Origin of the sequence: Altererythrobacter sp. H2 (assembly GCF_035319885.1) — a bacterium.
GTDB lineage: Bacteria > Pseudomonadota > Alphaproteobacteria > Sphingomonadales > Sphingomonadaceae > 34-65-8.
Genome location: NZ_CP141285.1, coordinates 1,868,133 through 1,887,768 on the forward strand (window position 1 = coordinate 1,868,133; position 19,636 = coordinate 1,887,768).

At 63.9% G+C, this 19,636-nt stretch carries 18 protein-coding genes; 11 read left to right on the forward strand and 7 right to left on the reverse strand.

Annotated elements, in window-relative coordinates:
• Positions 1-9: 9 nt before the first annotated feature.
• Positions 10-2,580 carry a TonB-dependent receptor domain-containing protein gene (locus U4960_RS09385; RefSeq protein ID WP_324260386.1) on the forward strand — a complete coding sequence of 857 codons (2,571 nt, stop codon included), beginning with the start codon at positions 10-12 and terminating at the stop codon, positions 2,578-2,580.
• Positions 2,581-2,735: 155 nt separating this feature from the next.
• The gene (ribH, locus tag U4960_RS09390) at positions 2,736-3,155 is read left to right on the forward strand and encodes a 6,7-dimethyl-8-ribityllumazine synthase (RefSeq protein ID WP_324260387.1); all 420 of its coding nucleotides are present in this window, start codon (positions 2,736-2,738) and stop codon (positions 3,153-3,155) included.
• A gap of 3 nt (positions 3,156-3,158) precedes the next feature.
• Here the strand turns inward: ribH and U4960_RS09395 are convergent, their stop codons facing one another.
• Positions 3,159-4,229 (reverse strand): hypothetical protein, encoded by a 1,071-nt coding sequence (locus U4960_RS09395; protein ID WP_324260388.1) that lies wholly within the window; start codon positions 4,227-4,229, stop codon positions 3,159-3,161.
• A gap of 4 nt (positions 4,230-4,233) precedes the next feature.
• Positions 4,234-5,283 carry a phosphotransferase family protein gene (locus tag U4960_RS09400; RefSeq protein WP_324260389.1) on the reverse strand — a complete coding sequence of 350 codons (1,050 nt, stop codon included), beginning with the start codon at positions 5,281-5,283 and terminating at the stop codon, positions 4,234-4,236.
• Between the two features lie 52 nt (positions 5,284-5,335).
• Here U4960_RS09400 and U4960_RS09405 point away from each other — a divergent pair, with 52 nt between their 5' ends.
• Entirely contained in the window at positions 5,336-5,590 is a 255-nt protein-coding gene (locus tag U4960_RS09405; protein ID WP_324260390.1) for a hypothetical protein, read from the forward strand.
• Here the strand turns inward: U4960_RS09405 and eno are convergent.
• Positions 5,587-6,864: a phosphopyruvate hydratase gene (gene eno / locus U4960_RS09410; protein WP_324260391.1), complete on the reverse strand. Its 1,278-nt coding sequence runs from the start codon at positions 6,862-6,864 to the stop codon at positions 5,587-5,589. The genes U4960_RS09405 and eno overlap by 4 nt on opposite strands.
• Before the next feature lie 192 nt (positions 6,865-7,056).
• Here eno and U4960_RS09415 point away from each other — a divergent pair, with 192 nt between their 5' ends.
• The 5 genes from U4960_RS09415 to U4960_RS09435 all read left to right on the forward strand — a co-directional run bounded on the left by U4960_RS09415 (position 7,057) and on the right by U4960_RS09435 (position 9,200).
• Positions 7,057-7,626, forward strand: a complete 570-nt coding sequence (locus U4960_RS09415; protein ID WP_324260392.1) for a hypothetical protein — start codon at positions 7,057-7,059, stop codon at positions 7,624-7,626.
• 21 nt (positions 7,627-7,647) lie between these two features.
• Positions 7,648-8,061 (forward strand): phage holin family protein, encoded by a 414-nt coding sequence (locus U4960_RS09420; RefSeq protein ID WP_324260393.1) that lies wholly within the window; start codon positions 7,648-7,650, stop codon positions 8,059-8,061.
• Positions 8,058-8,387: a hypothetical protein gene (locus tag U4960_RS09425; RefSeq protein ID WP_324260394.1), complete on the forward strand. Its 330-nt coding sequence runs from the start codon at positions 8,058-8,060 to the stop codon at positions 8,385-8,387. The genes U4960_RS09420 and U4960_RS09425 overlap by 4 nt, the downstream gene beginning before the upstream one ends.
• Positions 8,362-8,865: a hypothetical protein gene (locus tag U4960_RS09430; RefSeq protein ID WP_324260395.1), complete on the forward strand. Its 504-nt coding sequence runs from the start codon at positions 8,362-8,364 to the stop codon at positions 8,863-8,865. Before U4960_RS09425 ends, U4960_RS09430 begins: the two co-directional genes overlap by 26 nt.
• A 104-nt stretch (positions 8,866-8,969) precedes the next feature.
• A complete protein-coding gene (locus U4960_RS09435; protein WP_324260396.1) occupies positions 8,970-9,200 on the forward strand; it encodes a DUF4170 domain-containing protein in 231 nt (76 codons plus the stop codon).
• Positions 9,201-9,245: 45 nt separating this feature from the next.
• Here U4960_RS09435 and greA read toward each other — a convergent pair whose 3' ends face one another.
• The 4 genes from greA to carA form a co-directional block, all read right to left on the reverse strand.
• Positions 9,246-9,713 (reverse strand): transcription elongation factor GreA, encoded by a 468-nt coding sequence (gene greA, locus U4960_RS09440; protein WP_416379063.1) that lies wholly within the window; start codon positions 9,711-9,713, stop codon positions 9,246-9,248.
• 103 nt (positions 9,714-9,816) lie between these two features.
• A complete protein-coding gene (gene carB / locus U4960_RS09445; RefSeq protein WP_324260398.1) occupies positions 9,817-13,146 on the reverse strand; it encodes a carbamoyl-phosphate synthase large subunit in 3,330 nt (1,109 codons plus the stop codon).
• Positions 13,146-13,820, reverse strand: a complete 675-nt coding sequence (locus U4960_RS09450; RefSeq protein ID WP_324260399.1) for a hypothetical protein — start codon at positions 13,818-13,820, stop codon at positions 13,146-13,148. The genes carB and U4960_RS09450 overlap by 1 nt, the downstream gene beginning before the upstream one ends.
• Entirely contained in the window at positions 13,817-14,998 is a 1,182-nt protein-coding gene (gene carA / locus U4960_RS09455; protein WP_324260400.1) for a glutamine-hydrolyzing carbamoyl-phosphate synthase small subunit, read from the reverse strand. Before carA ends, U4960_RS09450 begins: the two co-directional genes overlap by 4 nt.
• Positions 14,999-15,146: 148 nt before the next feature.
• Here carA and U4960_RS09460 point away from each other — a divergent pair, with 148 nt between their 5' ends.
• From U4960_RS09460 to rpoD, 3 genes are read left to right on the forward strand one after another with little or no spacing between them, the layout of a single operon-like run.
• Positions 15,147-15,614 (forward strand): GatB/YqeY domain-containing protein, encoded by a 468-nt coding sequence (locus tag U4960_RS09460; RefSeq protein WP_324260401.1) that lies wholly within the window; start codon positions 15,147-15,149, stop codon positions 15,612-15,614.
• 12 nt (positions 15,615-15,626) lie between these two features.
• Entirely contained in the window at positions 15,627-17,519 is a 1,893-nt protein-coding gene (dnaG, locus tag U4960_RS09465) for a DNA primase (protein WP_324260402.1), read from the forward strand.
• A gap of 9 nt (positions 17,520-17,528) precedes the next feature.
• Positions 17,529-19,571, forward strand: coding sequence for an RNA polymerase sigma factor RpoD (gene rpoD, locus U4960_RS09470; RefSeq protein ID WP_324260403.1), 2,043 nt, complete (start codon positions 17,529-17,531; stop codon positions 19,569-19,571).
• Positions 19,572-19,636 lie beyond the last annotated feature (65 nt).

Here is a 19,636-nt window from a genome sequence, read left to right on the forward strand (position 1 = left end):
AATTCACTGATGCGATATTCGAGATCTGGCGTGTCCGTCGGTGGCTGCCTTGCGCTTTGCCTCGTCCAACCAGCATGGGCGCAGGAATCCGATGCCGCCCCTGGCGATGCTGCCGAGGAAATCGTGGTGTCGGGAAAGTCGGTCGCAGGCCGGGCACAGGGTGTTCTTCCACCGGAATTGCAACTGGATGAGGAGGAGGTCGCATCCTATGGTGTCGGCAGTGTCAGCGAACTGATTGCAGAATTGGCGGTGCTGACGCGCAGTTCCCGCGGCCGCGGGGGCAACCGGCCGGTCATCCTCGTCAACGGACAGCGCACCGCCAGCGAAAACGAGGTGCGCGAACTGCCGACCGAAGCCATCCGGCGGGTTGACGTCCTGTCCGAAGAGGTAGCCCTGCAATATGGCTACAGCCCTGATCAGCGCGTTCTGAACTTTGTCCTGCAGAACGACTTTCGCGCCCTGACCATGCGCGCGGACGGCACCATCGCGACGGATGGCGGACGTACAGGCAAGCGGGCCGAAGCCGGGTTTCTGACCACGTCCGACACAGGCCGGTGGAGTGTCGGCGTGGACTATCGGCATGATACGCTGCTGCTGGAAAGCGAGCGCGCCATAGTCCAGCCCGCCGCAGACATACCTTACGGGTTGGGGGGCGTGTTTGTGCCAGTCGCTGACCGGGCATCGCTCGACCCGGCGCTGGACCTGGCAGCAGGCACACTGGTCCGTTTTGCCCGGGTGCCTGACACAGCGGCGATCGTTGCCCCGGGTTTGTCCGACCTGCTTCCGTTGGCCAATCGCGGCGAGGAAATCGATGCGGGCTCTTTCCGGTCGCTGCTGCCAGACCAGAAACAGCTACGTCTCACATCGACACTCAATCGCAGGATCGGGTCCGGCACTTCCCTTACCATCAGCGGCCTGTTCGAGGAGCTGAAGCGGCAGTCTCTGCTTGGTCTGGCCGATATCAGCCTGTTGCTGCCTGCCGGTAATCCGTTCTCCCCTTTCTCGCAGGACGTCAGTTTCCTGCGGGTGGCCGCGGTGCCTCGCCAGCGCCAGGTAACCGAACGCACGATCGACCTCGGTGTGGCGCTCAGCGGCAACTGGGGGGCATGGCAGTGGAGCGCAAACGGGCAGTACAACCATCTGCGAACTGACCGCCAGACGTTGCGTGGCTATGAAACCGGCGCGGTCCAGGCGCGGGTTGCCGGCGCGGATCCGACGTTCAACCCCTATGCGCGCTGGTACGGAAGCGGCGCTGGGCCCGTGTCCATCGTCGATGACCTGGTCAAAGCGAGCCGCTGGAACGTCGACTTCGTCGTGAACGGGCTGGCCCTGAGCCTGCCGGCCGGTGACGTGACGACTGCCCTGCGGCTCGGCTTCGATTCCGCGCGCCTGTCCCGCATCGATGACGCCGGCATAGCTTCGGGCGCGCTCCGGCTGAAGCGGGACCGGCTCCTCGTGCAGGGTAATCTGGACGTGCCCATCCTCGCCGAGGGAATGTCACGCACGATCCCCGGTGATCTGACACTGAATGCCAACGCCGAATGGCGCAACGTGTCGGATGCTGGCAGCTTCGTGAGCTATGGCGCCGGTATCAATTGGCAGCCCTTGCAGGCTGTCCGGCTGATCGCATCGTTCAACAGCGAACAAGCGGCGCCCGATCTGGCAGACCTTGGCAACCCCATCCTCCTGACCCCGGGATACCGCCTTTTCGACTACGTCCTTGGCAGCACTTCTGAAGTCCTGCGGATCGATGGCGGCAATCCGGGCCTGACCAGTGACAAGCGCAAAGTCTTCAAGCTCGGGCTGGTGGCTGAGCCGTTGAGCGATGCTGACCTGACGCTCACGGCAGACTATGTCCGGCAAAAGACCATCAACCCTGTGCGCTCTTTCCCGATTGCTACCGCAGAGATCATGATGGCGTTCCCCGACAGGTTCCTGCGCGACGCCGACGGCGAGCTCGTCGAGATCGATGTACGCCCGATCAATCTCGCCAGTAGCGAGCGTGAAAACCTGCGTTGGGGTGCAACCTGGCGAAGCCGGACCAACAGGCAATCCGGTGCCTCAGGTGGAAGCCCGCGCAGTTCGATCCCCGGCCGGGATCGAGGAGACCGGTTGCAGTTTTCAATTTTTCATGTCCTGAACCTCAAGGACAGGCTGACCGTGGCGGCGAATGGTCCGGTATTCGATTATCTGGGCGGATCGGCGCTGAATGATCGCGGGGGGCAACCGCGTCACGAAGTTCAGATGAGGACAGGCATAAACAGGTCAGGCCTGGGGCTCCGGCTGGAAGCGGACTGGCTTAGCGCAACGCGGGTCACGGGAACCAGCGCCAGCGATGACCTGCGCTTTGCTGACTATCTGGTGATGAACGCGCGACTGTTCGGCAATATCGAGCGGATGATGCCCGCGGACCAGAACTGGGCCCGGGGCATGCGCATATCGCTCGAAGCGCGCAATCTGCTCAACAACCGTCCTGAGGTCACTGCGGTTTCCGATGGCAAGACGCCGTTGGCCTATCAGCCAGCCTATCTTGATGCCCTGGGTCGCAGCCTGCGCCTGAGCCTGCGGAAGCAGTTTTGAGGAGGCGGTTTTTTTCGACATGCTGGCACATGCGTGAGGCAGCAGCAGCCCTGACCTTTGCGTATGCTGATTTCCGGCCTTGGGGTGAGCATCACCTTCCCCTTCCATCCATTCACCGCTAACGCGCGCTTCCATCTTTAGGCGGAGAGTAATTCATGGCCCGGTTCCTGATTGTCGAAGCACGCTTCTATGACCACCTGAACGATATGCTGATCGACGGCGCGCGCGAGGGGCTTCGCGGGGCGGGTCACGAGGTCGATGTGCTCACCGTACCGGGTGCACTGGAAATACCGGGTGCAATCGCTCTTGCTGACGAGAGCGAGCAGTATGACGGCTACGTCGCGATTGGGGTGGTCATCAGGGGTGAGACCTATCACTTCGAAATCGTTGCCGGCGAGAGTGCACGCGGGATCATGGCCCTGACAATGGACGGGGTCGCCATCGGCAACGGCATCCTGACGGTCGAGAATGAAGCGCAGGCTCTGGTCCGCGCAGACCCGGCCCAGAAGAACAAGGGCGGCGAAGCGGCCCAGGCCGCCCTGGCCCTTTACGAACTTCGGCAGCGGTTCGGCTGATCCTCAGGCAGGATCGGCCAGCCCCTTCAACCCCAGCGGCGCATAATCGCCGATGGCAAGCTGCTCGAACACGCCAATGCCCTGCTCGCCCCCCGGGCCGGTCACCCGGCTCAGCATCTGGACGTGCAGGTTGTCAGGCCGCGCAGGATCGATGGTGTCGAGCGCGATATCCTCGCGCTCGACCTCCAGCGTGCCGTGGTCGAGCCCGTGGTTCCATTTCGGCGACGTGTAACCCAGTCCGCGCATCTGGAACCGGGCGACAGGCTCGAACCGGAACTCTTCCTCCCCTATCGCGAGCACGCCGCCAACGGGCCAGCGGGTGCCGGGGGCGAGTGGTGCATCCATCCGCGGCTCGTGTGCTTCGGTGAAGGCTTCGGGTCCGTTGCCATCGGGCGCGATCACCGCACGGGTGTTCCATGGCGTGCCATCAGCGTGGGCATTGAGGTGGAAGAACAGGCTGCGCCCCGGCAGGTTGACCGGGGTCCACTGCCAGAAGAACTGCGGCACTCCGCCGCCGAACTGCGGGTCGGACGCGCCGACCGGGCGCACCCCCCAGCTCCGGTCGCGCGTTCCGGCCGTGCCGGAGGCGAGCGCCTGCCGCTTGCCATCCACCTCGATCCAGCCCTCGTAATGCCCGTTCTGGGTCAGGCGAGTATAGTCCATCGCCGTTCGCGGGCCGACGCGCCAGGTGAAGCGCGGCTCTTCGATCGGGAAGGCGCGACCGGTGAAAGTCAGGTCGGCGGCGATGCCCTCGCCTTCCACGATCACGCGCAGCCGCTTGAGCGGCTCGACGATTTCAATCCGCACCGGCCCGCAGGCCAGCTCCATCCGCTCCATGCCCAGCTTGCGGCTGGCGTGGAGGCAGTGCTGCACTCCGTCGCGGATGACACAGAAATGCGCGTCGGCCACGTCGAGATGGGGATATATCCCGAACGCGACTGCGAAGAACCCGCTGCCATCAGGAGCATAGCCGTTGAAGAAGTACCGGTCGTAGAAATTGCGGTCAGTGCCGGAATAGGCAATCGGGTCCGCTGTCTGATGGATCGGGTAATCGTCGCCGCGGGTCAGAACCATTGCGTCATCCTTCTTTCAAGAGCGCGAGACTGCCGTGTTCGAGGCAGAGCGCACAGGCGCCGCGCGCCATGGACAGGAAATTGGCGTCGCCCCGCTCTGTGCGCACCACGAAGGCGGCGCTGAAGACGGCCGTTGAAACGCCGTGCAGTGCGCCGATCACATAGTCCCGCCAGATCTGGTCGACCGTCAGCGGCACGCCGCGTGCGGTCATTTCCGCGCAATAGAGTTCGAGCAGGTCGCACTCATGCGCCCGGCGCAATGTGTCGCCGATCCCGCAGCCGAGGAAGTAGCCGATATCTGTCAGCCCGTTGCCGATGCCAAGCGTCTGCCAGTCCAGCACGGCGATCGGTTCCGCCCCGCCCTGCACGTCGAACAGCATGTTATCGAGGCGGAAGTCCCCATGGACGAGGCTGACGGTCTCCGGAGTACGATCAATCGCCGCTGTCACCTCCGCGAGTTCCTCGCACAGTGCCATATATTCCGGCTCAAGGCTGTCGGCATAACGCTCGCGGAAGACGGCCTGGGCTTGCGGATAAAGCGTCTTGACCTGCGCCGCGGCCTGTTCGTTTGGCTGCAGCCAGTCGAGCGACAGAATTTCAGCATTGTGCCAGCTTGGCCCGTGGAGCGCGGCAGCCTGCTTCACGCCCTCGCGCGCATCTTCGAGCGAGCAGCCGGCCAGTTGGTTACCGCCCCGCGCCGGGCCGAGATCTTCGAACAACAGCAGGAAGCTGGAACCGTCCTCGGAAACTTCAGCCGCGTGGACCAACGGGGTGCGGACCGGCAGGCTAGGTGCTATCTCGCGATAGAACGCCACTTCCTTGGCGTAGAGCCCCAGCATGGCGGCCGTGCCGCGGCTGGTCGGATCGGCAGCGGCGAACTTGCCGGCCAGCGTGGCCGGGCCGGTATCGTCAGGAAAGTCGAGGTGAAAACGGACGCTGTCCCCCACCTGGCCGGTGCCGATGGATTCCCAGCGCCACCGGCGGGGCATCTGCCCAATCACCGAATCCCACCACTCGCCGGTAATCTCGTCCGGATGCGCCGGAAATTGCCCCATCGATGTTCCTCTCCGTGAGGAACCTTATGGCGCACCGCGCGCTGCTGCAACGATGAACGGACTCCCCGAATGGATAGCCGCGTTCGGCGCGGTGATTGCCGCTGCCATGATCGCCTTCGACCTTGGCCGCAGGGCAACAGCCTGGGGCTTCGTGCTGTTCTGCGCGGTGTCGATCCTGTGGATCGTCACCGGCCTGCTCGACAACGCCATGCCGATCGTGGCGATGAACGCAGTGCTGCTGCTGATCAACGCCTGGGGGGTGTGGCAGTACTGGTTCCACCCGAAGAACCGGGCGGAAAGTACCTAGCGACCGAAGCAGCCTGTCCCGGCATAGCGGGCGCTGGAGCCGAGTTCTTCCTCGATCCGGATCAGCTGGTTGTACTTGGCAAGCCGGTCGGACCGGGCCAGCGATCCGGTCTTGATCTGGCCGCAATTGGTGGCGACCGCCAGGTCGGCAATGGTCGCGTCCTCGGTTTCGCCCGAGCGGTGGCTCATCACGGCGGTGTAGCCTGCACGGTGCGCCATATCGACCGCTTCCAGCGTTTCGCTCAGGGTGCCGATCTGGTTGACCTTGACTAGTAGCGAGTTGGCCAGGCCGCGGCCGATGCCGTCAGCCAGACGGCGCGGGTTGGTCACGAACAGGTCGTCGCCGACCAGCTGGACCTTGCTGCCGATGAGGTCGGTCAGTGCCTTCCAACCGTCAAAATCGTCTTCACTCATCCCGTCCTCAATCGAACGGATCGGATAGTCGTTGCACAGGTCGGCAAGATAGCGCGCCATTTCATCGGGGCTGAGCGAAATCTGTTCACCCGCCATGTCATAGCGGCCATCGGCAAAATACTCGGTCGCGGCGCAGTCCAGCGCCAAAGCGATATCGCTGCCCGGCTTGAACCCCGCCCGCTCGATCGACTGCATGATGAAATCGAGCGCCGCGCGCGTGCTGCAGAGGTTCGGGGCAAAGCCGCCCTCGTCCCCCACCGAAGTCGCCAGACCCTTCTCCGACAGGCCTTTCTTGAGAGTATGGAAAATCTCGGCGCCCCAGCGCACCGCCTCGGCAAGGCTGTCCGCGCCGACCGGCATGATCATGAATTCCTGAATGTCGATCGGGTTGTCGGCGTGTTCGCCGCCATTGATGATATTCATCATCGGCACCGGCAGAACATGCGCCGAAACGCCGCCGATATACGAATAGAGCGGCAGGCCCCGCGCACTGGCCGCCGCCTTGGCCGCTGCCATGCTGACGCCCAGGATCGCGTTGGCCCCCAGGCGAGCCTTGTTCGGCGTGCCGTCGAGCGCGATCATGGTGTTGTCGATATCCCGCTGGTCTTCGGCATCAAGGCCCAGCAGAGCATCGGCCAGTTCGCCGTTCACCGCTGCCACGGCCTTGGTCACGCCCTTGCCGAGGTAGCGGGCCTTGTCGCCATCGCGCAGCTCGACCGCTTCATGCGCGCCGGTCGACGCGCCGGAGGGAACTGCCGCCCGGCCGAAGCTGCCATCTTCCAGCAGGATGTCCACTTCGACCGTGGGATTGCCGCGGCTGTCGAGGATTTCGCGTCCGTGGATATCGATGATGGCGGTCATGGCAGGTGCTCCGGTTTTGACGCCCCGTCGGGCTGCTGGATTGGTGTTGTAAACGCCTAAGACACTCCCATATCGGGAATGCGCGCGCTCTATGCGCCGGAACAACTTGGTGCAAGTTGCATTGGGTGCATGAGTGCTGCAAATATGCAGCGAAAGAGGTCCGCGCTGAGCGGAAAGACAATGGAGCGAGACATGGCCGAGACGAGCAAGACCACTCCCAAGAAGACGACCGCCCGCAAGGCAGCCCCGACAAAGACCGGAGCCACTGCGGCCGCGCCCGACAGCAACACCGCCGAAGCCAAGACCCGGTTCAACGCGGCCCTGGAAGAAGCCAAGGCCGGAGCCGCCGCGCTGAAGGCCGAGGCTTCCGGCAAGGCCGTCAACCTGCGCGAACAGGCCAAGGGCAAGGGCGAAGACTGGGTCAGCGAAGCCAAGGCTTACGGTGAACAAGCCAAGGGCAAGGCGGGCGAACTGGCTGTCGAAGGCAAGACCAAGGCAAGTGACGCCCTGTCGTCGCTGGGCAAGATGGTGGCCGACAACGCCCCCGCCATCGACGAGCGTTTCGGGACGCAGTATGGCGACTACGCCCGAAAGGCATCGCGCACCCTGCATGAGACCTCGGCCAAGCTCGATAACAAGAGCGTTGAGGAAATCGGTGACGATGCCCGCAAGTTCGTGCGCGAAAGCCCGGGCCTTGCCGTTGGTCTCGCCGCAGTCGCAGGCTTCCTGATTGCGCGCGTGCTGCGCGGCAATCGCGACTGATCCGGTACACAGACCAGCCACGTGAGCACCTCAACGCAACAGGAGCAGGCATCACGCGCAGCCGGTCCGGAAGGTCCGGCAGCGCCTGACCCACAGGCGCCGCCGCCGCTTACGGATGATCTGGCGGCGCTGCTGGATGACGGACGGCTCTATCTCGAAGCAGAGATGGCCTTCCAGAAGTCACGGGTTTCTTACGCCGCCGGGCAAGGCAAATCGGGGCTGGCGATGGGCGTGGCGGCGCTGGCCCTGATCCACCTTGCACTGATCGCGCTGGCGGTGGGCCTGGTGATTGCACTATCGCCCTATCTCTCGCCCATCGGAGCGACGGTAGCGGTGGCGTTTGCCCTTCTGGTCCTTGCTTTCCTGCTGGGCCTGGGTGCCCGCAAGCGGTTTGGCGGCATCGCCCGTGCTTTCGCGAAGGACCAGCAGACATGACGGACCGGATGCGGCTGGCGGAAGATCGCGCCATGCGAGATGCCGCAAGGGCGCTGGTCGATGCAGATCTGGCGCGCATCAAGGCCGGTCTGGCAGAGCGCAGCGTCCCGGCCCGGGCAATGGACCGTGCTGCTGAAGGCGCCGTGGACGTGCTTGAACAGGTGACGGAAGCGGCCAGCCGGAACAAGGGATTGCTCGCTGCGTTAACAGGGGCAGCAGCGATATGGCTCGCCCGGCATCCCCTGCTGGCCTTGCTGGACGATACCGACACTCCCCCTTCGGACACACAGGATGACGCCCATGAACAGCCCCCTCAAAAACGATGAGCAACGCGATATCCTCCGCAGCCGGATCGAGGCAGCCGAGGAACGCAATGCAGCCCGCGATCTGAACGACCGCGCGCGCAAGGCCGCTGAAACGGCCAAGGAATTTGTTCGTGAGCACCCGCTCGCCACGGTCGCCGGGGTTGCCCTGCTGGGGCTGGCGATCGGCGCGATGACCAAGCGCGGCCGCCGCGCGGGGCGGGTAGCTGGCTCCAGCGCTGGCAAGTGGATCGGTTATGCAACCGAGCTGGGCCTCGCCTATGCCGCCACCGCGCTCGACCAGGCCGGCGACGCAGCACGGGCGGGCCAGGACAAGCTCGGAGATCTGGGCGATACGCTGGGAGACAATGCGCGCAGCCTCAAGCGGCAGGCCGCGCACCGGGCAGGCGACACACGCGACGCTGCGCACCGTCTGACCCGTGACCTCGGCAAGCAGGCCAGCCGCTCGCTGCGGGACATCAAGGCCCGCGCCAAGGGCTGAATCACCGGCACCAGACCAATGTAGCACGCGGCGGGACTTGTCTGCCGCGTGCTATCCGCTATGTGCCGCGCCATTCTCCTCCCCCGAGACAGACGAGCAGCATCATGAAGGAAACAGAAAGCAAGCAGCGCCTCCACCTGGTCATGGGTGGTCGCGTGAAAGATCCCCGCACCATGGAGTTCCAGGACCCGGAAAGCCTCCATGTGGTGGGCGTATTCAGCAGCCATGATGCCGCAGTAGAGGCATGGCGCGCCAACGCCCAGCGCACGGTTGACGACGCGGAAATGCGCTATGTGGTGGTCCACATCCACCGGCTGCTTACCCCGGAGACCTGAGGCGCCAGGCGGGCGGCCAGTGCCTGAGCCCGCCAGCCCGGCCGGTCAGATGAATTCGATCTTCTCGACCAGGTAGAACTTCTCGCCCGAAGGCACGGTCACTTCCACGTCCTCGCCCACCTTCTTGCCGATCAGGGCCTTGCCCAGCGGCGAGTTGTAGGAAATCCGGCCGCGCTTGGCATCGGCTTCGGTCTGGCCGACGATCTGGTAACGGACGGGCTTGTCGTCCTCATCCAGCATGGTCACGGTGGCACCGAACACGATCCGGTCACCAGACAGCGAAGTGGGGTCGATAATCTGCGCACGGCTGACCCGATCTTCCAGATCGGCGATCTGCGCCTCGATCTGGCCCTGCCGTTCCTTGGCGGCGTGATATTCCGCGTTTTCAGACAGATCGCCGTGCGCGCGCGCTTCCTCGATCGCGTCGACCACCTTCGGCCGCTCAGCCCGGAGAACTTTCAGTTCGGCGGTGATCTGCTCGTACCCCTCGGCGAGCATCGGAACCTTTTCCATATTCCCCAATCCGTCTTTCCATGTCTGCCCGGCCGGAACAACTGACCTGTCCGCCGCGTGCCTGCGCGGCTGGCAGAGAGGCAGGTTGTCCGGGAGAGCCTGTTCAGTCCGGGCTATAATAATCCTGCAGCGACCGCACTTCAAGCTGTGCCGAGTCGCCCCACCGGATTGCCTCGGCCGCAGCCCGCGAAGCCGCCGCCGTGGTGTAGTAGGGAATCTTCTTTTCCAGTGCGGTAGCCCGGATCGACTTGGAGTCGATCAGGCTCTGCCACCCCTCGGTGGTGTTGATGACAAGATCGACCTCGCCATCAATCATGGCATCGACCACATGAGGCTGGCCCTGGGCCACCTTGTTGACCCATTCCACCGGCACGCCTTGCTCGGTCAGGAAACGGTGCGTGCCGCTGGTCGCAATCACGCGGAAGCCCTGTTCGACCAGCATCTTCACCGCCGGCAGGATCTGGGGCTTGTCGCCGTCCTTGACTGAGACGAACACTGTGCCGCTGCGCGGAAGGACCATGCCTGCACCCAGCTGGCTCTTGAGGAAGGCGGGCGGGAAGGTCGCGTCGATCCCCATCACTTCGCCGGTGGACTTCATCTCTGGCGAAAGCGCCGGGTCCGCCCCGGGGAAGCGGGCAAACGGGAACACCGCTTCCTTCACAGCCATATAGGGAAATTCACGCCGGAACGGCGGGAAGTCGGCCAGCTTTTCGCCTGCCATCACCCGCGCCGCGATCTTGGCGACTGGCTGGCCGATGGCCTTGGCCACGAACGGCACGGTGCGGCTGGCACGCGGGTTGACCTCGATCAGGAAGACCTCGCCCCCCTTCACCGCGAACTGGATATTCATCAGCCCGACCACGCCGAGCGCATGGGCCAGCGCTTCGGCCTGGCGCTCCATCTCGGCGATGATCTCCGGCGCCAGCGAATAGGGCGGCAGGGTGCAGGCGCTGTCGCCAGAGTGGACCCCGGCTTCCTCGATGTGCTGCATCACGCCGGCGACACGTACCTCGGTCCCGTCACACAGGGCATCGACATCGCATTCGACCGCATCGCGCAGGTACTGGTCAACCAGCACCGGGCTGTCGCCCGACACATTGACCGCGGTCTTGATATAGTCGTCGAGCTGGGCCTCGGAATCGACGATTTCCATCGCCCGCCCGCCCAGGACATAGGATGGGCGCAGCAGCACCGGATAGCCGATCCGCGCCGCTACTGCCGCCGCTTCGTCACGGCTGTAGGCGATGCCGTTGTCCGGCTGCTTCAGCTTCAGCTTGTTGACGAGGCGCGCGAACCGCTCGCGGTCTTCGGCCAGGTCGATCGCATCGGGGCTGGTGCCCAGGATCGGGATGCCCGCATCCTCCAGCGCCTGTGCCAGCTTGAGCGGGGTCTGCCCCCCGAACTGGACGATCACCCCGACCAGTTCGCCGTTCTGCTGTTCCACCCGCAGGATTTCCAGCACGTCCTCGGCCGTCAAGGGTTCGAAATAGAGCCGGTCGGAGGTGTCATAGTCGGTGCTGACCGTTTCCGGGTTGCAGTTGACCATGATCGTTTCATAGCCGGCCTCTGCCAGCGCGAAGCAGGCGTGAACGCAGCAGTAATCGAACTCGATCCCCTGCCCGATCCGGTTCGGCCCGCCGCCCAGGATCACGATCTTGCGCCGGTCGGTGGGCGCGGATTCGCACTCCGGCTCACCAAAGGTGGGCGCCTCGTAGGTCGAGTACATATAGGGCGTGATCGCCTCGAACTCGGCGGCGCAGCTGTCGATCCGCTTGAACACCGGATGGACGCCCAGCTTGCGGCGCAGGGCGCGCACTTCGTCCTCACTGGTGGCCCCGGCCATGGCGCGCAGAGCATCGTGCAGCAGGCCGGAACGGCGCGCCTGCGTTTCGGCAAGACCGCCCGCCACCCCGACTGAGCGCACCGCCAGCGTGGCGAGGCGCTTGTCGGAAAAGCCCATTGCCTTGTAGCGGCGCAGGGTCTGGGCGTCGTTCGGCAAACCGTTGGCGCCGATTTCAGCCTCGGCGGCGATGATGTCCTCGATCTGGCGCAGGAACCACGGGTCATACCCCGTGACCGCGTTGATCTCCTCCACCGACAGCCCCTCGCGGAAGGCCTGGCCGACCTTGAGCAGCCGGTCCGGCGTGCGCTTGCTGAGCGAGGCGGTGATTTCCTCGCGCGGGCGGCCTTCCAGCTCGACCACGCGGTTGAACCCGTCAAGCCCGGTCTCCAGACCGCGCAGGGCCTTCTGCACACTCTCCTGGAAATTGCGGCCAATCGCCATGACCTCGCCGACCGATTTCATCGCGGTGGCCAGTTCAACCTTGGCGCCCTTGAACTTCTCGAACGCGAAGCGCGGGATCTTGGTCACGACATAGTCGATAGTCGGCTCGAAGCTGGCCGGGGTCGCGCCGGTGATCTCGTTCTCGATCTCGTCGAGCGTATAGCCGACCGCCAGCTTGGCCGCGACGCGGGCGATGGGGAAGCCGGTCGCTTTCGAAGCCAGCGCCGAGGACCGCGACACGCGCGGGTTCATCTCGATCACGATCAGGCGGCCATCGGCCGGATTGACCGCGAACTGGACGTTGGACCCGCCCGTTTCCACCCCGATCTCGCGCAGCACGGCAATGCTGGCCGAGCGCATGATCTGGTATTCCTTGTCGGTCAGCGTCAGCGCCGGGGCGACGGTGATGGAATCGCCGGTGTGGACGCCCATCGGATCGACGTTTTCGATGGCGCAGATGATGATCGCGTTATCCTTGCGGTCACGCACCACCTCCATCTCGTATTCTTTCCAGCCGAGCAGCGATTCCTCGATCAGCACCTCGGTGGTGGGGCTGGCATCGAGCCCTTCGCGCACGATCCGCTCGAACTCGGCCTTGTTGTAGGCGATCCCGCCGCCGGTGCCGCCCAGGGTAAAGCTGGGGCGGATGATCGAGGGCAGCCCGGTCCGTTCCAGCACGGCAAACGCCTGCTCGACCGTGGTGGCGACCCCGCTGCGGGCAGATTCCAGCCCGATCTTGTCCATCGCCTCGCGGAACCGCTGGCGGTTCTCCGCCTTGTCGATCGCATCGGCATTGGCGCCGATCATCTGGACGCCGTACTTTTCCAGCGTGCCATCGTCCGCCAGCGCCAGCGCGGTGTTGAGCGCGGTCTGCCCGCCCATCGTGGGGAGCAGCGCATCGGGCCGCTCCTTGGCGATGATCTTGGCGACGATCTCGGGCGTGATCGGCTCGATATAGGTAGCGTCGGCAAATTCCGGATCGGTCATGATCGTGGCCGGGTTGGAGTTGACGAGTACGACGCGGTAGCCCTCCTCCTTCAGCGCCTTGATCGCCTGCGTGCCGGAATAGTCGAACTCGCACGCCTGCCCGATAATGATGGGGCCTGCGCCAATGACGAGGATCGAGGAGATGTCAGTGCGTTTGGGCATTAGAATTCGATCCCAGTCTTGTCTTTAACTAGCCGCTTAATGAGGTCGACAAGCAATGACCAAGCAGTTGCCTTGCCAACCCTTTCAAGGGCCTTACCCGCATCCTCGACAGCCATCACAACCCCAACTCGGATTTGGATAACCTTCAGTTCTAACGAGGCCCAATACTCAGCCGCTGCACTGAGGGAGCGCACGATGCGCTCACGCTCTTCGACAGTCTCACCGACCGCGTTATTGCCCCTTACATCATTCAACAGTGACGTAAGGCCTTCATCAATCTCTTTATATTCGGCCGAATTGTGATTTAGCGGGACAAGCCGGTCGGAAGCGGGAATGGCTTTAGCTTCAAAATGGTCTGAGAATTTCAGGCCATTCGCTTCTTTACCAAAAACTACTTCGATAGTCTCTTCCGCTTCTATCGCTTCCTCTACCTTCCGGGCTCCCTCAGCAGAAATCCGGAAACTCCAGCCTCCGTAACCGCCCGACACCTTTGACACATCTTTGAAATAGGAAAATTCCCAGTCATCGGCCAAACGCGAAATCCAATGAGGTTTAGGCGCTAAGCTATAATTAGCGAGGAGCTTTTCGGCAGCATGATACTCTTGCTCGCTCTTTTCAGTTTCTAGATAAAGAGCGCGCAGGAACGCTTCGGCAAAATCATCGTAGGCGCTCACCCCAGCCCCCCCACGAACTTCTCGAACAGGTAGAAGCTATCCTGCGGCCCCGGGCTTGCCTCGGGGTGGTACTGCACCCCGAACGCGCGCTTGCCTGAAATTGCGATCCCGCAGTTCGAGCCGTCGAACAGGGAGACGTGGGTCTGCTCCACGCCCTCCGGCAGGGTGTCGGCATCGACCGCGAAGCCGTGGTTCATCGAGGTGATCTCGACGAGGCCGGTGGTCTCGCCCCAGCCCTCGCCCACGCGCTGGACCGGGTGGTTCGCGCCGCGGTGGCCCTGGTGCATCTTGACCGTCTTCGCGCCCGCCGCCAGCGCCAGCATCTGGTGGCCGAGGCAGATACCGAACAGCGGCACGTCCCGTTCGAGCAGCGCCTTGATGACAGGCACCGCGTATTCCCCCGTCGCCGCCGGATCGCCGGGGCCGTTGGAGAGGAACACGCCGTCCGGCTCCAGCGCCAGCACCTCGTCCAGCGTTGCCCTGGCGGGCAGGACCGTTACCCGCGCCCCGGCGCGCACGAGGTTGCGGAAGATGTTGTCCTTGCTGCCATAGTCGATCGCGACGACGTGCGGGCGGCTGTCACGCGGGGAGCGGGCATAGCCCTTGCCCAGCGTCCAGGCGCCGCCTTCCCAGCCTTCCGCCTTGCTGCGCGAGACGCGCTGGGCGAGATCCATGCCCTCCAGCCCGGCCCATTCGCGGGCGCGGTTGAGCAGGGCGGGAATGTCGAACTTGCCCGAAGGTTCGTGCGCGATCACCGCATTGGGCGCGCCGGCCATGCGGATGCGGCGGGTCAGCGCGCGGGTGTCGACCCCGGCCAGCCCGATCTTGCCGTTGGCCGCCATCCATTCGATGAAATCGCTGGCGGAGCGGAAGCTCGATGGCCTGGTCACGTGTTCGCGCACCACGCAGCCGACCGCACCTTCCACCTTGCTCTCGATGTCTTCCGGGTTGGCACCGACATTGCCGATGTGCGGGAAAGTGAAGGTGACGATCTGCGCGGCGTAGCTGGGATCGGTCATCACTTCCTGATAGCCGGTCATGGCGGTGTTGAAGCACACTTCGCCCACGGCGCTGCCGGTGGCCCCGAAGCCCCGGCCCCAGATCACGCTGCCGTCCGCCAGAACGAGGATTCCGGTCGCGCCTTTGGGTTGCGCAGGCGTAAAGACGGCAGAAGCCATAGGGGCGCTCCGGTTACAGGATTCCAGCGATGGGTGCTAAGTCCCAGCCGCTAGGCCCCATGGCGCTATCAGTCAACCTATCGCTGCCGACAAATTGCCGCTATCGGGCGCGCATACGCAACCATCCACAGGAAAGCACCGCTCGCCCATGTCTCCCCAGGCTACGCTCCGCGACCAGATCAAAGCCGCCACCATCGCTGCCATGAAAGCCGGCGAAAAGGACCGCACCGCCGCGCTCCGCCTGATCGGGGCCAAGATCAAGGACCGCGACATCGAACTGCGGACCGGTAAGGCGCCCGACGATGACGATGCCATGGTGGTCGAAGTGCTCCAGAAAATGGCCAAGCAGCGCCGCGAATCGATCGAGATGTATGTCACCGGCGGGCGGCAGGAGCTGGCTGACAAGGAACAGGGCGAACTCGCCGTGATCGAGGAATTCATGCCCCAGCAGATGGGCGAGGATGAAACCCGCGCCGCGATCGAGGCGATCAAGGCCGAACTCGGCGCATCCGGAATGAAGGACATGGGCCGCGTCATGGCCGAACTGAAGGCGCGCCACGGTTCACAACTCGACATGAGCAAGGCCAGCGGACTGGTTAAGGCGGCGCTTTCCTAATACGGCTGCGCGATGCTCTCACCGCAATGGCTTGACGAACTGCGCGCACGGGTGACGCTTTCCGGCGTTATCCAGCGCACGGTCAAGCTGCAGCGCGCCGGGCATGAATGGAAAGCCTGCTGCCCGTTCCACAACGAGAAAAGCCCCAGCTTCACCGTCAACGACCAGAAGGGCTTCTACCACTGCTTCGGCTGCGGCGCGCATGGCGACGTGATCCGCTGGATGACTGACCAGCAGGGCCTGGCGTTCATGGACGCGGTCAAGGAACTGGCGGCGCAGGCGGGGATGGAAGTCCCCGCCCCCGATCCGCGTGCTGCCCAGCGGGCGGAGCAGCGCACCACGCTGATTGACGTTACCGATGCGGCACAGCGCTGGTTCGCGGGCAATCTTGCCAGCACCGGCGGCGCGGCGGCGCGGGCCTATCTCGCCACTCGCGGCTTTTCCGAAGGCGTGGTGCGCGAATTCGGGTTCGGCTTCGCCCCGGGTGAACGCCAAGCGCTGAAGGGCGCGCTGAGCCAGTTTCCGGAAGAACTGCTTATCGAAGCCGGAATGCGGATCACAGTGGAGGGCAAGGAGCCCTATGACCGGTTCCGTGACCGGCTCATGCTGCCGATCCACGACGCGCGCGGGCGGGTGATCGCGTTTGGCGGGCGTATCCTGAGCAAGGACACTGATGCGCCGAAGTACCTGAATTCGCCTGAGACTCCGCTGTTCGACAAGGGGCGCACGCTCTACAACCTGCACCGCGCAGGCCCGGCCAGTCGCAAGAGCGGGCGGATCGTGGTGGTCGAAGGCTACATGGACGTGATCGCGCTGGCCAATGCGGGCTTTCCCGAAGCGGTCGCCCCGCTCGGCACCGCGCTGACCGAGCAGCAGATCGAACTGCTGTGGCGACTGGTCGAGGTGCCGGTGCTGTGCTTCGATGGCGATGCGGCGGGGCAGCGCGCCGCCATGCGGGCGATCACCCGCACCTTGCCCCTGCTGCGACCGGCCCATTCGCTCGCCATCGTGCGCCTGCCCGCCGGGCTCGACCCTGACGACCTGATTCGCCAGCAGGGCCCCGGGGCAATGGCCGCTCTGCTCAGCCAGCCGGCCAGCCTGCTTGATACGCTGTGGGATCATGAGCGCGAGGCGCAGCCGCTGCGCTCCCCGGAAGACAAGGCCGGGCTCAAGCAGCGCCTGATGGACCATGTCGAGACCATCCAGCACCCTGATATCCGCGCCCTCTACAAGCGCGAACTGATGGACCGTTTCTCCGCGTTCGCCTTTCCCCCACGCGCCTTTCCCGCCCGTGAACGCAGTGAATGGAAGCCTCGCGGGGAGCGAGGTCCGCTCCGCCCGGAGGCGTCTCCCGATGGCGGCGCCACCATGCGGCGGATCATGCAGGGCAACGGGCAGGATGCGCTGGCTGGTGCGGTCCTTGCCGGGCTGGCCCGCTATCCCGATGTGGCGCTGGCCCATGCTGACACGCTCGCCCGGTTTGCCGAGGCGGAACCGCGCCATGCCAGCACCATTGACGCCCTGCTCGATGCGGCGGAGGGGGTTGATTCGGCCAGCCAATTGCCCATATCGAACGAGCAAGGCCCAGGCGCGCCACCGGATAGCACCCGTTTCGTCTTCCTGAAAGACACCACCGATCCGGCCACAGCCCGCGTGATCCTGGCCGAAGCCATCGCCCTGCTGGTCGAAAGACCTGCGCTGGAGGCTGCGCTGAAGGCAGCCACGGCGCGGTTTGCCACCGACCCCGAAGGCGCGTTTGCCGAACAGCAGCGCCTTGCGGAACGAAAGCTGGAAATCCAGCGGCGTCTGGGGCAGATGGCCAGCCGAGGGGCCGCACTTGCGGCCCATGATGATTCAGCACATCCGGCAGCGGACAATCCGCCGGATGACAGGAAGACGGATTGAACGGGACCTATGGCCACCAAGTCTGACGGGCACGAAAAAGACGATGCACCGCTGATCGACCTCAACGAGGCATCGATCAAGAAGCTGATCAGCAAGGCAAAAAAGAAAGGCTACGTCACCTATGACGAGCTCAACGAAGCCCTGCCGTCAGACCAGATGAGCCCGGACCAGATCGAGGATATCCAGACCGCGCTGTCCGAAATGGGTGTGCAGATCGTCGAGAATGACGACGATGCCGACGGCGAAGGCGAATCCGACGCCGAGGATGATGTCGAGGAAATCGTCGGCGAAGATGACGATGATGAGCGCAAGGAAGCGCGCAAGGCCTCTGCCGCCGCCACCAAGAAAGCCATCACCGGCGAACGGACCGACGATCCGGTCCGCATGTACCTGCGCGAAATGGGTGCAGTCGAACTGCTCAGCCGCGAAGGCGAAATCGCCATCGCCAAGCGGATCGAGGCCGGCCGTGACATGATGATCACGGGCCTGTGCGAAAGCCCGATCACTTTCCACGCCATCATCCACTGGTCCGAAGCCCTCAACAACGAGGAAATGCAGCTGCGCGAGATCCTCGATCTCGATGCCATGCTGTCCAAGGAGCCGCCCGTCGACAAGATGGAGGAAGGCGCCGAGGATGACGATGACAACGGCGAGATTTCCGAAGCCACTGCCGGCCCGACCATCCGCGAGGATGACGAGGTGGAAGAAGAAGAATCCATCGACGGCGACGAAGATGGCGAGGACGGCCCTGCCCGCCGCCGCGAGGAAGAGGACGAGGAAGACAACACCATGTCCCTCGCCCAGATGGAAGCGGCGCTCAAGCCCGATGCGCTTGAGCGGTTTGCGCGGATCACCCAGCTGTTCAAGGCGTTCGAGAAGCTCCAGGGCGAACGCGTGGAAACCCTGGCAGCCGGGAACGACTTTCCCAAGGCCAAGGAAAACAAGTACGAAAAGCTGCGCGAAGAACTGACCGCCGAAGTCGAGAGCGTGCAGTTCCATGCCTCCAAGATCGAATTCCTGGTCGACAACCTCTATGCCTTCAACCGCCGCCTGACCGCTCTGGGCGGCCAGATGCTCCGCCTGGCCGAGCGCCACAAGATCAAGCGCAAGGACTTCCTCGAAGCCTATATCGGCAAGGAAATGGACGAAGCCTGGCTCGGACAGTGGGCCAAGAAGGACAAGAAGTGGGCTGCTTTCGCTGAAAAGGAAGGCGAAGCAATCGAGCGCATCCGCGTGGAGATTGCCGACATTGCCAGCCAGACCGGCATGAGCCTCAATGAATTCCGCCGCATCGTGAACATGGTGCAGAAGGGTGAACGCGAGGCGCGCATCGCCAAGAAGGAAATGGTCGAGGCCAACCTGCGCCTGGTCATTTCCATCGCCAAGAAATATACCAATCGCGGCCTGCAATTTCTTGATCTTATTCAGGAAGGCAACATCGGCCTGATGAAGGCGGTCGACAAGTTCGAGTACCGCCGCGGCTACAAGTTCAGCACGTATGCCACCTGGTGGATCCGGCAGGCGATTACCCGCTCGATCGCCGATCAGGCCCGCACCATCCGTATCCCGGTCCACATGATCGAGACGATCAACAAGCTGGTCCGCACCAGCCGCCAGTTCCTGCATGATCAGGGCCGCGAACCGACCCCGGAAGAGATGGCCGAAAAGCTGTCGATGCCGCTGGAAAAAGTCCGCAAGGTGATGAAAATCGCCAAGGAACCGATTTCCCTCGAAACGCCGATCGGCGACGAGGAAGACAGCCACCTGGGCGATTTCATCGAGGACAAGAACGCCATCATCCCCGTCGATGCCGCGATCCAGGCAAACCTCAAGGAAACCGTCACCCGCGTGCTGGCCTCGCTCACCCCGCGCGAGGAACGCGTTCTGCGGATGCGCTTCGGCATCGGGATGAACACCGATCACACGCTGGAAGAGGTCGGCCAGCAGTTCTCGGTCACCCGCGAACGTATCCGGCAGATTGAGGCCAAGGCGCTGCGCAAGCTCAAGCACCCGAGCCGTTCACGCAAGATGCGCTCGTTCCTCGATCAGTGACGGGCCTCCAGGGCTGCTCCAAGCAAGGTACGATTGCGGGTCACTGCCAGACGGTTACGCCCAGA

Bases quoted from the DNA above. Each gene is read 5' to 3' on its own strand.
- U4960_RS09385 (WP_324260386.1), top strand. From the start codon at position 10: ATGCGATATTCGAGATCTGGCGTGTCCGTCGGTGGCTGCCTTGCGCTT.
- ribH (WP_324260387.1), top strand. From the start codon at position 2,736: ATGGCCCGGTTCCTGATTGTCGAAGCACGCTTCTATGACCACCTGAAC.
- U4960_RS09395 (WP_324260388.1), bottom strand. From the start codon at position 4,229: ATGGTTCTGACCCGCGGCGACGATTACCCGATCCATCAGACAGCGGAC.
- U4960_RS09400 (WP_324260389.1), bottom strand. From the start codon at position 5,283: ATGGGGCAATTTCCGGCGCATCCGGACGAGATTACCGGCGAGTGGTGG.
- U4960_RS09405 (WP_324260390.1), top strand. From the start codon at position 5,336: ATGAACGGACTCCCCGAATGGATAGCCGCGTTCGGCGCGGTGATTGCC.
- eno (WP_324260391.1), bottom strand. From the start codon at position 6,864: ATGACCGCCATCATCGATATCCACGGACGCGAAATCCTCGACAGCCGC.
- U4960_RS09415 (WP_324260392.1), top strand. From the start codon at position 7,057: ATGGCCGAGACGAGCAAGACCACTCCCAAGAAGACGACCGCCCGCAAG.
- U4960_RS09425 (WP_324260394.1), top strand. From the start codon at position 8,058: ATGACGGACCGGATGCGGCTGGCGGAAGATCGCGCCATGCGAGATGCC.
- U4960_RS09430 (WP_324260395.1), top strand. From the start codon at position 8,362: ATGAACAGCCCCCTCAAAAACGATGAGCAACGCGATATCCTCCGCAGC.
- U4960_RS09435 (WP_324260396.1), top strand. From the start codon at position 8,970: ATGAAGGAAACAGAAAGCAAGCAGCGCCTCCACCTGGTCATGGGTGGT.
- greA (WP_416379063.1), bottom strand. From the start codon at position 9,713: ATGGAAAAGGTTCCGATGCTCGCCGAGGGGTACGAGCAGATCACCGCC.
- carB (WP_324260398.1), bottom strand. From the start codon at position 13,146: ATGCCCAAACGCACTGACATCTCCTCGATCCTCGTCATTGGCGCAGGC.
- carA (WP_324260400.1), bottom strand. From the start codon at position 14,998: ATGGCTTCTGCCGTCTTTACGCCTGCGCAACCCAAAGGCGCGACCGGA.
- U4960_RS09460 (WP_324260401.1), top strand. From the start codon at position 15,147: ATGTCTCCCCAGGCTACGCTCCGCGACCAGATCAAAGCCGCCACCATC.
- dnaG (WP_324260402.1), top strand. From the start codon at position 15,627: ATGCTCTCACCGCAATGGCTTGACGAACTGCGCGCACGGGTGACGCTT.
- rpoD (WP_324260403.1), top strand. From the start codon at position 17,529: ATGGCCACCAAGTCTGACGGGCACGAAAAAGACGATGCACCGCTGATC.